At 64.7% G+C, this 14,013-nt stretch carries 12 protein-coding genes; 6 read left to right on the top strand and 6 right to left on the bottom strand.

Going from position 1 to position 14,013, the window contains the following annotated elements:
* Window positions 1-30: 30 nt before the first annotated feature.
* The 4 genes from trpS to CTR53_RS02330 all read right to left on the bottom strand — a co-directional run bounded on the left by trpS (window position 31) and on the right by CTR53_RS02330 (window position 6,422).
* The gene (gene trpS / locus CTR53_RS02345) at window positions 31-1,041 is read right to left on the bottom strand and encodes a tryptophan--tRNA ligase (RefSeq protein ID WP_290809108.1); all 1,011 of its coding nucleotides are present in this window, start codon (window positions 1,039-1,041) and stop codon (window positions 31-33) included.
* A 98-nt stretch (window positions 1,042-1,139) separates the two neighbouring features.
* Entirely contained in the window at window positions 1,140-2,687 is a 1,548-nt protein-coding gene (murJ, locus tag CTR53_RS02340; RefSeq protein ID WP_290809106.1) for a murein biosynthesis integral membrane protein MurJ, read from the bottom strand.
* 91 nt (window positions 2,688-2,778) lie between these two features.
* Window positions 2,779-5,562, bottom strand: coding sequence for a [protein-PII] uridylyltransferase (locus CTR53_RS02335; protein ID WP_290809104.1), 2,784 nt, complete (start codon window positions 5,560-5,562; stop codon window positions 2,779-2,781).
* Between the two features lie 80 nt (window positions 5,563-5,642).
* Complete coding sequence (locus tag CTR53_RS02330; RefSeq protein WP_290809102.1) at window positions 5,643-6,422, bottom strand: SDR family NAD(P)-dependent oxidoreductase; 780 nt, start codon at window positions 6,420-6,422, stop codon at window positions 5,643-5,645.
* A 109-nt stretch (window positions 6,423-6,531) separates the two neighbouring features.
* Here CTR53_RS02330 and CTR53_RS02325 point away from each other — a divergent pair, with 109 nt between their 5' ends.
* Window positions 6,532-7,020 carry a hypothetical protein gene (locus tag CTR53_RS02325; protein WP_290809100.1) on the top strand — a complete coding sequence of 163 codons (489 nt, stop codon included), beginning with the start codon at window positions 6,532-6,534 and terminating at the stop codon, window positions 7,018-7,020.
* Between the two features lie 157 nt (window positions 7,021-7,177).
* Entirely contained in the window at window positions 7,178-7,729 is a 552-nt protein-coding gene (locus CTR53_RS02320) for a hypothetical protein (RefSeq protein ID WP_290809098.1), read from the top strand.
* A gap of 28 nt (window positions 7,730-7,757) precedes the next feature.
* Here CTR53_RS02320 and CTR53_RS02315 read toward each other — a convergent pair whose 3' ends face one another.
* Together CTR53_RS02315 and CTR53_RS02310 are read right to left on the bottom strand one after the other, a co-directional pair.
* Window positions 7,758-8,432: a LysE family translocator gene (locus tag CTR53_RS02315; RefSeq protein ID WP_290809096.1), complete on the bottom strand. Its 675-nt coding sequence runs from the start codon at window positions 8,430-8,432 to the stop codon at window positions 7,758-7,760.
* 228 nt (window positions 8,433-8,660) lie between these two features.
* Entirely contained in the window at window positions 8,661-9,239 is a 579-nt protein-coding gene (locus CTR53_RS02310; protein WP_290809094.1) for an intradiol ring-cleavage dioxygenase, read from the bottom strand.
* Window positions 9,240-9,412: 173 nt separating this feature from the next.
* Here CTR53_RS02310 and CTR53_RS02305 point away from each other — a divergent pair, with 173 nt between their 5' ends.
* From CTR53_RS02305 to CTR53_RS02290, 4 genes are all read left to right on the top strand, one after another.
* A complete protein-coding gene (locus CTR53_RS02305; RefSeq protein WP_290809092.1) occupies window positions 9,413-10,012 on the top strand; it encodes a TetR/AcrR family transcriptional regulator in 600 nt (199 codons plus the stop codon).
* A gap of 81 nt (window positions 10,013-10,093) precedes the next feature.
* Window positions 10,094-10,516, top strand: a complete 423-nt coding sequence (locus CTR53_RS02300; RefSeq protein WP_290809090.1) for a DUF1127 domain-containing protein — start codon at window positions 10,094-10,096, stop codon at window positions 10,514-10,516.
* Between the two features lie 148 nt (window positions 10,517-10,664).
* Complete coding sequence (locus CTR53_RS02295) at window positions 10,665-12,707, top strand: TRAP transporter fused permease subunit (RefSeq protein WP_290809088.1); 2,043 nt, start codon at window positions 10,665-10,667, stop codon at window positions 12,705-12,707.
* Between the two features lie 29 nt (window positions 12,708-12,736).
* Window positions 12,737-13,891 carry a TAXI family TRAP transporter solute-binding subunit gene (locus CTR53_RS02290; RefSeq protein WP_290809086.1) on the top strand — a complete coding sequence of 385 codons (1,155 nt, stop codon included), beginning with the start codon at window positions 12,737-12,739 and terminating at the stop codon, window positions 13,889-13,891.
* Window positions 13,892-14,013 lie beyond the last annotated feature (122 nt).

Genomic DNA, 14,013 nt, shown 5'->3' with positions numbered 1-14,013 from the left:
CTTACGGCCGCAGGAATCCGACCCGCGCCCTCATGGGCGCAAGAAGCCAACGGTGTCGTAAACTTCCTTCACCACCGGCGCCGACAGCGCACGCGCCTTCTCGCCGCCGTCGCGCAGGATACCGTCCACATAGCCCGGATCGGCCATCAGGCGGCGCATCTCCGACGTGATCGGACCCAGCACCGAAACCGCCGTCTCGGTCAGCAGCTTCTTGAAATCGCCCCAGCCCTTGCCGGCCGTGACCGCCACCGCCTGATCCAGCGTCTGGCCGGACAGCGCCGCAAAGATGCCCATCAGGTTCTGCGCTTCCGGCCGGCCTTCCAGGCCTGCTGCCGTATCGGGCAGCAGTTCAGGGTCAGTCTTGGCGCGCTTGATCTTGTCGGCGATCATGTCGGCCGTATCGGTCAGGTTGATGCGCGACTGGTCTGAGGCATCCGACTTCGACATCTTCTTGCTGCCATCGCGCAGACTCATCACGCGCGTCGCCGTGCCGAAGATCAGCGGCTCGGTGAGCGGGAAGGTTTCCGTCGCATAATCGTGGTTGAATTTCTGCGCGATGTCGCGGGTCAGTTCGATATGCTGCTTCTGGTCCTCGCCGACCGGCACATGGGTCGCCTTGTAGACCAGAATGTCGGCAGCCATCAGCGCCGGATAGGCATAGAGGCCGAGCGAGGCATTCTCGCGGTCCTTGCCGGCCTTTTCCTTGAACTGCGTCATGCGGTTCATCCAGCCAAGCCGGGCGATGCAGTTGAAGATCCAGGCCAGCGTGGCGTGATCGGGATTCTGCGACTGGTTGAACAGGATGTTTTTCTTCGGATCGATGCCCGAAGCGATCATCGCCGCGGCCAGTTCACGCGTGCTGTTGCGCAGCTCGTCGGCATTCAGCAGCGATGCGGTGATCGCATGCATGTCGACCATGCAGAAGATGCACTCATACTCGTTCTGCAGCGCGACCCAGTTGCGCACTGCGCCGAGATAATTGCCGAGATGGAGGTTGCCGGTGGGCTGGATGCCCGAGAAGATGCGCCGTTGGAAGGCCATGAACTGTCCCTTGGGTGATGGGGCGGTGGAAGGCCCCGGAGTGGGAAATATAAAGGCGGCCGGTTATCGCCGGAGCGACCGGCGCCGTCAATGGCCGGCTAGCTGCGGCGCAGGATGGCCTTCCACTCGCTCGGCCGGGTGGCGCCCAGCAGCATGGCGCAGGCCAGGAAGACCGCCATGCCGGCGCCAATCAGCACGGCCAGCGCCGCCGAGCGCTGCCAGAAGCCGCCAGCATACCAGCCGGGCAACGCAAAGCGGTCGAGCAGGAACAGCATGATCGCCATGCCGATGCTGGCCAGCAGGATCAGCAGGCTGCGCCGCTTGAGCCGCTCGTCGGCCTGCCACAACCCGCGGCGATACAGCACCAGCATCAGCAGCAGCGTATTCATATTGGCCGCCATGGCCGTGGCCAGCGCCAGCCCGACATGTTCCAGAACATTCAGCAGGGCCACGCTGATACCGATATTGACCACGATGCTGACGGCGGCGATCTGCACTGGCGTCCTGGTATCCTGCCGGGCATGGAAGCTGGGCGTCAGCGTGCGTGACAGCACGAAACCCGGCAGCCCGAGCGCATAGGCGAACAGCGCATCGGATGTGGCGTGCGCGGTGGCGAGATCGAATTCGCCGCGCTGGAACAGGATGGAAATGATCGGGAAGGGAATCACCAGCAGGGCGATGCTGGCGGGCAGCGACAGCAGCAGTCCGAATTCCATCGCGCGATTCTGCGTATACATCGCCGCCTTGTCGTTGCCATGGGCGAGCTGGGTTGACAGCGTCGGCAGCAATGCGGTGGCAATAGCGGTGCCGACCACGCCGACGGTGAGCTGGTTGATCCGGTCGGCATAGAACAGATACGACACCGCGCCGGCCGGCAGTAGCGAGGCGAGGATCAGGCCGACCACAAGATTGACCTGAGTGGCGCCGGCGCCGATGGCGGCCGGCAGGATCAGGCGGAACAGTCGGCGCACCTTGTCATTGATCACCGGCCGGCGCAGCCGCAGGCTCAGGCCCGCACGGTGCACGTCCCAGGCCAGCCAGAGGAATTGCAGGATGCCGCCGACCAGTGTCGACCAGGCCAGCGCATAGCCGGCATTGGGCATATGCGGTGTGAGCCAGAGCATGCCGGCGATCATCACCAGATTGAGCAGGATCGGCGTCGCCGCCATCGAGAAGAAACGGCCGAGGCAGTTCAGCACCGCGCCATAGAGCGCCGCCAGGCTGATGAACAGCAGATAGGGGAAGGTGATGGTGGTGAGCGTGACCGAGAGCGGGAAACGCAGCGGGTCGCCGGCAAAGCCCGGCGCCAGGAACAGGATCACCAGCGGCATGGCGATCTGCGCCAGCAGCGTGAAGGCGAAAGTGCTGACCAGCAGCAGCGACAGGGCGCGTTCGGCGAAATGCTGCGCGGCTGCGCGGCCTTCCCTGGCTTCGGTACGGCTGAACAGCGGCAGGAAGCCCGCGGTGAACGCGCCTTCGGCAAACAGCGAGCGGAAGAAATTCGGCAAGCGCAGGCTGACGAAGAAGGCATCGGCAATCGGCCCGGCGCCGAGATAACGCGCGATCAGCAGATCACGCACGAAACCGGCAACACGGCTGACCATCGTCAGTCCGCCGACAGTGGCTATGGCCCGAAACAGCGACATCTGGAAAACTTATATACGAGCGAGGCAGCCGATCATAGACGAGCGACGCGTGGCAGGCCATGCGCCGCCGCCTCGGGTGCCAGGTCAGCCGCTATGCAGCCTTCGCGGCCTTGGCAGCCGGCTTGTCCTCACCCGGCGCGATCTGCTTCATCAGATGCTTTTCGATCTGCTGCAGCCGGCGCTTGTCGGTCAGCTTCATGCCGGTCAGATCCTGCAGGTAGAAGACGTCGACGGCACGTTCGCCATAGGTGGCAATATGCGCCGAACCGATGGTGAGGTTGAGATCGTAAAGCCCGCGGGTGACATCGTAGAGGAAGCCCGGCCGGTCGCGGCCGTTCACTTCCACCACGGTGTAGCGGTTGGAGGCGTGGTTATCGATCAGCACGCGTGGCGCCACCTTGAAGACGCGGGTGCGGCTGGGCAGGCCCGGCTTCTCCGTGGCAATCGCCGAGCGCAGCTTGAGGTCGCCCGACAGCGCACGTTCGATCGCGCTGTTCAGCTTCTTGATCCGGTCGGGCTTGTCGAAGACGCCGCCTTCCATGTCCTGGATATAGAAGCTGTCGAGTGCCATGCCGTCATTGGTGGTGAAGATCTTGGCATCGACGATATTGGCACCGGCCGCCGCCATCGCACCGGCGACGCGGGCAAACAGCCCCGGATGGTCGGGCGCATAGAGCGTGAATTCGGTGACCGAGCGGAAAGTGTCGGACCGCATCGCCGTGGTCAGCGTCCGCTTCGCCGCATCGGCCTCGCGCATCAGCCGCGCATGGCGCAGGATCATCTCGACATCGTTTGAGTACCAGTAATTCTCGTAATGCCGCTTGAGCAGCCGGTCGATCTCGGCTTTCGGCCAGTCGGTCAGGGCGGCACGCACCTTTTCTTTTGTTTCGGCGATGCGTTCCTCGCGGCGACGACCGCTGAAACCCCCCGAGAGATATTCCTCGGCGCGGTAATAGATCTCGCGCAGCAGCTGGCCCTTCCAGCCGTTCCAGATCGTCGGACCCACAGCGCGGATATCGGCCACGGTGAGGCAGAGCAACAAGCGCAGGCGTTCGGGGCTCTGCACCAGCTGGGCGAAGTCGACCACGGTTTTCGGATCGGCGATGTCGCGCTTGAAAGCGGTCGCCGACATGGCGAGATGCCAGCGCACCAGCCAGCCGACAGTTTCGGTTTCCGCCGCCGTCAGGCCAAAGCGCGGCCCCAGCTTGTCGGCCACCTTCTCGCCGAGGATGGAGTGATCGCCACCGCGGCCCTTGGCGATGTCATGCAGCAGCACGGCGACATAGAGCACGCGGCGCGACAGCACTTCCTTGATCACATTCACAGATAAGGGGTGATCTTCCTTCAGCGCACCGCTTTCGATACGCGACAGGATACCGATGGCGCGGATGGTGTGCTCGTCCACCGTATACGTGTGGTACATATCGTGCTGGGTCTGCGCCACCACGCGGCCGAAATCGGGTACGAACCGCCCGAACACGCCGGCCTCGTTCAGCCGCCGCAGCGTGGTTTCCGGATCCTGCACCGAACACAGCATATCCATGAACAGCCGGTTGGCTTCCGGATCATTGCGGATACTGCCATCGATCAGCTTGAGATTGCGCCGCACCAGACGCAAGGCCTCGGGATGGATGTCGAGGCCCTGTTCCTGCGCCAGATGGAACAGCCGCAGCATCTTGATCGGCTGCGTCTCGAACATGTCGTCACTGCCGACATTGACGCGACCGCCGGCGATGTCGAACCCGTCGATCTTTTTCGCCCGCTTCATCTTCGCCCGGATGGCGGCGAGCGGCTTCTGCTTCTTGTGGCGCTCTTCCAGCGCTGCCGCGAAGATGCGCGTCAGGTCGCCGACTTCCTTGGCGACCAGATAGTATTTCTTCATGAAGCGTTCGACGTCGCTGCGGCCCGGGCGGTCGGCATAGCCCATCGCCTTGGCGATCTCGACCTGCATGTCGAAGGTCAGGCGCTCTTCCGCGCGGTTGGCCAGATAGTGCAGGTGGATGCGCACGGTCCAGAGGAATTCCATCGCCTGGGTGAAGCTGCGCTGTTCCTCGGGCAGCAGCAGCCCGCGCGCCACCAGATCGGAACTGTCCTCGATGCCGTAGAGATACTTGTTGATCCAGACCAGCGTATGCAGGTCGCGCAACCCGCCCTTGCCTTCCTTCACATTCGGCTCGACGACGTAACGCGAGTCACCCATGCGGCGATGGCGTTCATCGCGCTCGGCCAGTTTCTTCTCGATGAAATCGGCGCCGGTCTTGGCCACCACGTCGGACTGGAACTTGGTCTTCAGCTGCGCGGCGAGATCCTGGTCGCCCCAGATCCAGCGCTGCTCGAGAATCGCCGTGCGGATGGTGACGTCGCTCAAGGACAGCCGGATACATTCATCCACCGACCGCGTGGCATGGCCGACCTTCAGGCCGAGATCCCACAGCAGGTAAAGCATGTATTCCACCACCTGCTCGCCCCAGGGGGTCTGCTTGTAGGGGAACAGGAACAGCAGGTCGACATCGGAAAATGGTGCCATCTCGCCGCGGCCATAGCCGCCGACGGCCACGATGGAGAGTTTCTCGGCGGCCGTGGGATTGGGCAGGCGATAGACCCGGTTGACCGTGAAGTCATGCACCAGGCGGATGATCTGATCGACCAGATAGGCAAAGGACTCCCGGCTGGGCAGCGCCGGCGTGCCGGACTGGAAGCGCTGCTGGATCACCTGCCGGCCCTGGCCGAGCGCGGCCTTGAGCAGCACCAGCGCCTGCTTGCGCTGCTCGGCGCTGCCATGCCTGCCCTCGCCGCCCAGGGCATCGAGCTGCAGGGTCAGGGCGCGGCGGTCGATAATGGCGCGCGGGTCGGCGATCTGCGGGCGGGCATACATGCCCTTTATATATAGTGTTGAGCCCGCCGCCGTCACGGCCTGAAACCCCGGCCGAAAGCCGCGTCGGAAGACTTGGCTGCTCAGACTGCCTGGAAATTCACCATGCCGCCGCCATCGATCACCATGGTCTGGCCGGTCATGAACTGGCCGGCGGCAGAGGCCAGGAACACCGCGGCGCCGGCGATCTCGTCCGGCTCGCCGATGCGGCGCAGCGCATAGCCCTTGGTCGCCTTCTTGGCGATCTCGGGATTCTCCCACAGGGCGCGGGCGAAGTCGGTCTTGACCAGGCCGGGCGCGATGCAGTTGGCGCGGATATTCTGCGGTCCCCATTCGACGGCCAGGTTGCGCGCCAGCTGCATGTCGGCCGCCTTGGAGATGCCATAGGCGCCCAGCGTATTCGAGCCGAACAGGCCGCCCACTGAGGAGATGATAACGATGGCGCCGCCGCCGCGTTCGGCCATGCCCGGCGCCACCATGTTGGCGAGCCAGTGGTTCGACTTGATGTTGACGGCCATGATCTTGTCGAAGGCATCGTCGGGGATATCCTTCGCCGGACCGAAGAAGGGATTGACGGCGGCGTTGCAGACCAGCACGTCGACGCGGCCCCATTGCTTCACGGTGGCATCCACCAGCGCCTGCAGCTGCGCCTTATCCGAGACGTTGCAGGGCACGACAATGGCTTCTCCGCCTGCGGCCTTGATCTCTTCCGCCACCTTCTCGCAGGCCTCGGCCTTGCGGCTGCTGATCACGACTTTCGCGCCATGCTGCGCCATGCGGATGGCAATGGAACGGCCGATGCCGCGGCTCGAGCCGGTGACGATGGCGACTTTGCCGGAGAGATCGAAAAGAGTGGCGGACATTTTGGCGTTTCCTGCATTTCTTGTGATGTCGCCGCCAGCTTAAGCCGGCTTTACCCGGCCAGAAACTGTTCTCTGGGAACTAACGCGCACGTCACCTATATAGATGTCGATGAAACGCCTTCTGCTCTCTCTGATGCTTGCCGTAGCGGCAGCGGCCTGTTCGCCCTCGGCACCGCCACCACCACGTGTCGCCGTCTGGCAGGGCGAGACCAGCGGCCTGCTGTTCATGCGCGTGATCGCGACCGATCCGTTGCAGGATGCCCGGCTGACCACGCCTGAAGGCCGCAAGATTCTGGCACAACGCGTGAGCCTTTCCGAACCCGCGCCTACGAGCGGCGAAAGCTGGGCCGGGCGGCCGAGTGTCGGCGTCGGCGGCTCGGCCGGATCGAGCGGCGGCTTTGGCACCGGCATCGGGCTCAGCTTCCCGCTTGGTGGCAGTGGCGGCGGCCGGGCCGGCGCGGCCGGCCGCGCGACCCAGGTGGAATTCGCCCTCGACCCGGCTCTGCTGCGCGACTACCGCGCGCGGCCCGGCAGCTGGCAGCTGGAACTCAATTTCGGCAGCCGGGTCGACAGCCTGCCGGCGCCGCCCCTCCCCTAAAAACCGGGCGCCGGCCGTAACTACCTGGGCAAAACCTGCCTGGCCCGGCCGGAATGGTTAACCAGTCGGAAATTTAGTACTGGAAAACCGCCATTTTAACCATGGCACGGAGCTTGCTCCTCTCTGGGCAGAAACACTGTCGGAGAGGGACGTCGTCATGGGTATTGCTCTGCTGTCGCTGCGCCAGGCCGAGAAGGTCGAACCCCAGCTCAAGGCCGCGATCAAGTCGGTGCCCCAGGCTCAGTCGGCCCTGGCCCAGGCCGCGCTGGCCCGCACCCAGGCGGCCATGGCTGCCACCGGCAAGCCCAAGACGCTGGCCGAAGCCGGCCTTTCCGCCCGCGAACGCCTGGCGCTCCGCGAGGGCCCGGCCGAAGCCGTCGCCGCCGCGCTGAACGCCCGCCAGTATGTGCAGCAGATCGCCGCCAAGGATCAGGAGATGACCCGCGCGCAGATGGTCTGGGCGCTCGGTCGCATCGAACCGAATGAAATCGACACCATGCTGCGGTCACTCGCCAAGATGCGCGGCCGCTATGCGACGCTGGTGCTGGAATATGCGCAGACGGAACGCCCGATCGGCACCGTTGCGCTCGACGAACTGCGCGGCCTCCGCGAACGCATCGAAGAATTCGAGCGCGGCCTGGAGACCATCAAGACGGCCATCCTGGAAGGCACCGCTGAAGTGGCGGGCGTGAAGGTCGCGCAGATGTAATCAGACGCCAAATATCAGCGGGCTGGCTTCAGCGCCGGTCAAACGCCAAACGAAGCGCCAGCGCGGCAAACACGCCGCCGAGCAGGCGGTTCTGCCAGCGTACGAAAGCCGGGCGCGACGAGAGCAACTCGCCGAGGCGCCCGGCTGCCATGATGATTCCACCATTGACCAGACCGCCGGCGACATTCAGCACGCTGGCGAGGATCAGCGCCTGCGCCAGCACGGTGTCGGGATCGGGCCGCATGAATTGCGGAAACAGCGCCAGGAAAAACAGCGCCACTTTCGGATTGAGCATGTTGGTGAGCAGGCCCTGGCGGAACAGCGCCATCAGCGCAATGCGCGGTGCGGCGCCGTCTTTTGCTGTCGGCTGGAATCCGCCGGCGCCGCGCAACGCCTGCACGGCGAGATACAGCAGATAGGCGGCACCGGCCCAGCGGATGATCTCGAACATCACCGGCGCCAGCAGCAGCACGCCGCTTAAGCTAAGCCCGGCAACGACTGCGTGGAAATAGCAGCCGAGGCAGATGCCGGCGAGCGTGACGAAACCGGCGGCACGCCCCTGCGCCACGCTGCGCGACATCACCAGCAGCATGTCAGGCCCGGGCGTCGCCGCCAGCGCGAATGCAGCGGCGGTGAAGGTGAGCAAAGTGGCGAGGTCCATCATGGCGACATGGTGCGCGCCGCTCACTGCGGAATCAAGCACGGCATTGTCAGCGTGGCAATTCCGCGAGGACTTAGCCTACACACAAACCGTCATCCTCGGCCTTGTCCCGAGGGTGACGATTGAATGAAATCGTCGCCCCCGCATTCGACGGCTTTGCCGCCATACATATGCTATCGCGCGAAGCACGACGCGAAGAGGCCCAGTCCAACTGCAGTTCTGGATTCCCGCTTTCGCGGGAATGACGGCATGGAGTGGATGGCGCCTTATTCACCCCGCCAGCACGAAATCGTACCGCGCGATCATCTGCTCGGCATCGCCGGCCGTGTTCATCAGCAGGCGTTTGTCGAAGATGCGGTCGCGTGCATTGCCGGCGGTATCGCCGGGGAAATAGAGCTGCGTGGTGAGAAGCTTGCCGTATGGCGCCTGCAGCTTCACATGCAGATGCCGCGTGCGGCCGGGATAGATCGCCGGCACGATGGTCTCGAACTGCCAGCGGCCCTGCGCGTCGGTGAACTGATGCCCGCGCAGGCGATAGCCGGCATTGTCGTAGCGGCCCTGTGCATCGGCCTGCCACAGATCGACCAGCACATTGCCCAACGGCCGGCAGGACGGATCGAGCACGAGGCCCCCCACCCGCAGGCGCGTGCCATCCATACCGGGCTCATAGAGGCCCGCGCGCAACGGCGAGTTCGGGGTGAAATACGGGCCTTCGGTCTGAGCCGGCGTCGGGCCGGCAGGGTGGTCGCCGCCGGCCGGTGTCGGGTCACGGCGCGAAGACTGGGCGACGGCGGCCCCGGCCAGCGTGAGCGGCAGGGCGGCGAACAGCATGGCGCGGCGGGTTTTCATCAGGGCTCCCCAATTTTGAACTGCCAGAGTCTACGCCCGGACCGGCCGATCCCTGCGTTCACAAGCCGGGGATCGGGCTGGATTGGGCCTTTCCGGCGCGGTTTGTAGCACCCGTCACACCCGGCGACGGGTTTTCGCTTGCCCTTCCGAACGACCGTTCGTAAAGTATCCCTATGAGCAAGGGACAGCAGACTCGCGCCATCATCCTCACCGAGGCCCTCCGCGCCGCCAGCGTCGAAGGCTTCCAGGGGATTTCCATCGGCATGCTGGCCGACCGGCTGAAGATGTCGAAATCCGGCCTTTTTGCGCATTTCGGCTCGAAGGAAGAGCTGGAAAAGACCCTGCTGGACGAGGCCGCCCGCCGCTTCATGGAGGCGGTCTGGCAACCCGCCATGAAAGCCCCGCGCGGCCGTCCGCGCATCGAAATCCTGTTCAGCTCCTGGCTCGCCTGGAGCATCAATCACGAAGACCTGCCCGGCGGTTGCCTGTTCGTGGCGCTGGCCAGCGAAGTCGATGACAAGCCAGGCCCGGTGCGCGACCACCTCGCCGAGCTGCAGACCCAGTGGCAGGCGATGATGATGCGCAGCGCGCAGATCGCCATCCAGGAAGGCCATTTCCGCGCCGATCTCGACCCGCGCCAGTTCGCCTATGATCTGCAGGGCATCTTCCTGGCGATGAACTATTACCGCCGGCTGCTGCGCGATGGCGCCGCGGTCCAACGCGCCGAAGCGAGTTTCCGCAGCCTGATCGAACGCGCTGCGGCCCTGCACTGAGCAGGTAGCACTGACGGTTTTTGACATCAGTCCGCGTTAGGTTTCAGTCAGTCTCCCAGACCCCAACAAAAAGAGCCTCCCATGACCACCACCATCCCGGTCCCCTTCGCCCACCAGATCCTGCTAAAAAAGCACGACCGTTCTGATGCAATGCAGCACGCCCGGCGGCTGCAGCCGACCGGCGAGCGGCCGGCCTGGCTCGGTAGCAAGGCGCCCGCCGCCCCGAGCAAGGCCGAACTCGGCTGGCTCGACGGTGTCAGTAATCCGGCCGTCTTCGATGGCCTCGACCAGCCGTGGTGGCGGCTTGTGGTGCCCGCGATGGCGACAGCTTTCGCCACCTGGCGGCAGCGCAGCCGCCAGCGGCTGGAACTGATGTCGGTGGATCCGCGGTCGTTGCGCGATGCCGGTATCTCGCCCGGCGCTGCCGCCTTCGAAGCCGCGCAGCCCTTCTGGCAGCCGTCGATCTCGCTGCGCGATTATCCGGACGACAAACCCGCCGTCTGAAGGCAGAGTATCGAGACGCACCTGTGCCGCGCGCCGCTGTCTCGGTGGTCCGGCGTGGTACAGGTTGATCCCCTCCCGCGCTCTCCCCTAGACTGCCGGTCCGACAATCCGACCGGCAGCATAAGCCGGCGTAGGGAGGACCGAGAGTATGCAGAAGGCTGCCGGCACTGATGGTGCCGACACCGGCGTTCGCGCCGAGACCGAGTCCGCCCTGACTGCCGGCGACCTGTCACCCGCCGACCGCATGGTCGAGGAACTGGCCTACCGCATCCTGCCGGTCTGGCTGCAGGCCGCCTTTGGCATCCTCACCCTGCTGACCATGGTGCTGGTGCTGAACCAGCAGTTCAACCTGCATCTGTTCGGCATTACCCTGGTCGAGAACCGCTATCTCTTCCTGCTGGCGGTCGCCACCCTGCCGCTGGTCTTCCTCGCCTATCCCTGGCACCCGAAAGCGGCGCGCTCGACTGTCTGGCTCGGCATCGACGTGGCTTTGTGCCTCGCCACAATGGCCGCGTTGTTCTGGTTCAGCTGGAAGGCGGAAACCATCCTCGGCGAAGGCTGGGAATTCTCCGCGCCGCCGACGGCAAAAATCCTCGGCGCCGTGCTCTGGGTGCTGATCCTGGAAGCGCTGCGCCGCACCGGCGGCACGGCGATCTTCATCATCGTCACCATCGTCTCGCTCTATCCCGTGGTGGCCGGCAAGCTGCCCAGCCCGCTGAACGGCATCGACCAGCCGCTGACCGACACGCTGGCCTATCACATCGTGTCGGCCGAGAGCGCCTTCGGCATCCCGATGCGGGCGTTCGGCGAGATCGTGATCGGCTTCATCGTCTTCGGCGTGGCGCTGAACCACACCGGCGGCGGCAAGTTTTTCAACGACGTGGCTTTTGCGCTGGTCGGCCGCTGGCGCGGCGGCGCGGCACAGGTCGGCGTGATCTCCTCGGCTTTGCAGGGCTCGATCTCGGGCAGCGTGATCTCCAACGTGATCTCGTCCGGCGTCGTCACCATTCCGGCGATGAAGCGCACCGGCTTCCGCGCCGACTATGCCGGCGGTGTCGAAGCGGTGGCCTCGACCGGCGCCGTGCTGATGCCGCCGGTGATGGGCTCGACCGCTTTCGTGATGGCGAGCTTCCTCGGCATCTCCTATGGCGAGATCGCGCTGGCCGCCGCCGTGCCGGCGCTGCTGTTCTATTTCGGCCTTGCCATGCAGATCGATGCCTATGCCGCGCGCCTCGGCTTGCGCGGCATGAAGCAGGAAGAACTGCCCTCGCTGAAACAAACGCTGAAAGACGGCTGGCTCTATATCTTCGTTTTCGGCGTGCTGGTCTATCTGATGATCAACGAACAGCAGGAAGCCATGGCGCCCTTCATCGCCACCGGGCTGCTGCTGGTGATCAACCAGATCCTGCCGAAAAGCCGCCTGACCTGGACCGCCTTCGTCGACCTGCTGCTGGCCACCGGCCGCGCGCTGGCCGAACTGGTGGCGATCCTGGCCGGCGTCGGCTTCATCATTGGCGCTTTCTCGGTGACGGGCCTCGCCGGCACACTGGCCAACGACCTGGTCTACATCGCCGGCGACAAGCCGATCGTGCTGCTGCTGATGGGCGCCATCACCAGCTTCATCTTCGGCATGGGGATGACGGTGACAGCCTGCTACATCTTCCTCGCCATCGTGCTGGCGCCGCCGCTGGTCAAGGCCGGGCTCGATCCGCTCGCCGTGCATCTCTTCATCATGTACTGGGGCATGATCTCCTTCATTACGCCGCCGGTGGCGCTCGCCACTTTCGCCGCGGCGCCATTGGCGCGCACCTCGCCGTTCAAGATCGGCTTCCAGGCGGTGCGGCTCGGTGCGGTGATCTACATCGTGCCGTTCTTCTTTGCACTCAATCCGGCACTGATCCTGAAGGGCGAGCCGCTCGACGTGATCTCGGTGATCGTCACGGCCTTCATCGGCGTGGGGTTGATCGCAGCCGCGATCCAGGGCTGGCTGATCGGTGCCGGCCGGCTGGACGGTTCGCCGCTGCGCCTGCTCGCGCGCATTATGCTCGCCATCGGCGGCTTCGCGCTGGCCGCACCCGGCGGCAATCTCATTCCCGTCAGCAACACAACGCTCGCGGTGATCGGCGCAGGCCTGGCCCTCGGCGCTTTCCTGTTGCTGAAACTGGCAAAGCAAGAGACACTCACCGCATAAACAAAGCATAAAACAGGAGGAAACCTACAATGCGTCATTACACTTACGGCCTGCTCGGCGCCGTTGCCGGGCTCGCGCTTGCAACATCGGCTTTCGCGCAGAAGCTGCCCGACCAGCTGACCTGGACGGCCTATGACGTCGGCTCCGGCGGCTACAACCAGGCCGTCGCGATCGGCAATGCGCTGAAGAACAAGATGAACATCACGCTGCGCGTGCTGCCCGGCAAGAATGACGTGTCGCGCACCGTGCCGCTGCGCGACGGCAAGGTGCCCTTCTCCGCCAACGGTGTCGGCGGCACCTACATGGCGCAGGAAGCGGTCTACGAATTCGGCGCCAAGGACTGGGGTCCGCAGCCGGTGCGGTCGCTGCTGCTGAACAATTCCGATGCGCTGCTCACCATCATGACGGCGAAAGACGCCAATATCAAAACCATGGCCGACCTGAAGGGCAAGCGGGTCGCCTGGGTGATCGGTGCGCCGTCGCTGAACCAGAACATCACCGCGCTGATGCATTTCGCCAACCTGACCTGGAACGATGTGCAGAAGGTGGAATTCGGCGGCTTCGGCCAAGCCATGCAGGGCATGATCTCGGGCCAGGTGGATGCCGCCTTCGGCTCGTCGATCTCGGGCCCGGCCTATCAGCTGGCCTCCAGCCCGCGCGGCATCCAGTATCCGACCGTGCCGCACAGCGACAAGGCCGGCTGGGCACGCCTGAAGTCGAAGGCGCCGTTCTTTGTGCCCTTCATGGGCGCGGAAGGTCCGGAGCTGAGCGCCACCAAGACGGTGGAGGCCGCGACCTATCCCTATCCGGTGCTGATGACCTATTCGAATGCCGATGCGGGCATGGTCTATGCCATGACCAAGGCGATGGTCGAACTCTTCCCGGAATACAAGGCGGCCGCGCCGGGCAATGGCGGCTGGGACATCAAGCGCCAAGTCTTCGACTGGGTCGTGCCGGTGCATGAGGGCGCCATCAAGTATTTCAAGGAGATCAAGGTCTGGAAGCCGGAATACGACAAGGCGAACGAAGCCCTGGTCGCGCGCCAGAAGGTGCTGGCCGATGCCTGGGCTGGGCATAAGAAGGGCAGCCATGCCGACGATGCCGCCTTCATGAAGGCCTGGCAGAAGGCCCGCGCCGATGCGCTGACCAAGGCCAAGATGGAGCCGGTGCTGACGGAGTGGTAATCGCTCTCATCACCTCCTAGATACCGACGGCCCGCCCTCACCCGGCGGGCCGTTTGCTTTTCATGCATGCCCTCACCCTCCCGCTACGCGGGCCCCTCCCTCTCCCACTCTCGTGGGCGAGG

This window comes from Ferrovibrio sp. (assembly GCF_002796975.1).
Taxonomy (GTDB): domain Bacteria; phylum Pseudomonadota; class Alphaproteobacteria; order Ferrovibrionales; family Ferrovibrionaceae; genus Ferrovibrio.
This window is presented reverse-complemented; position numbering and strand designations above follow the sequence as displayed.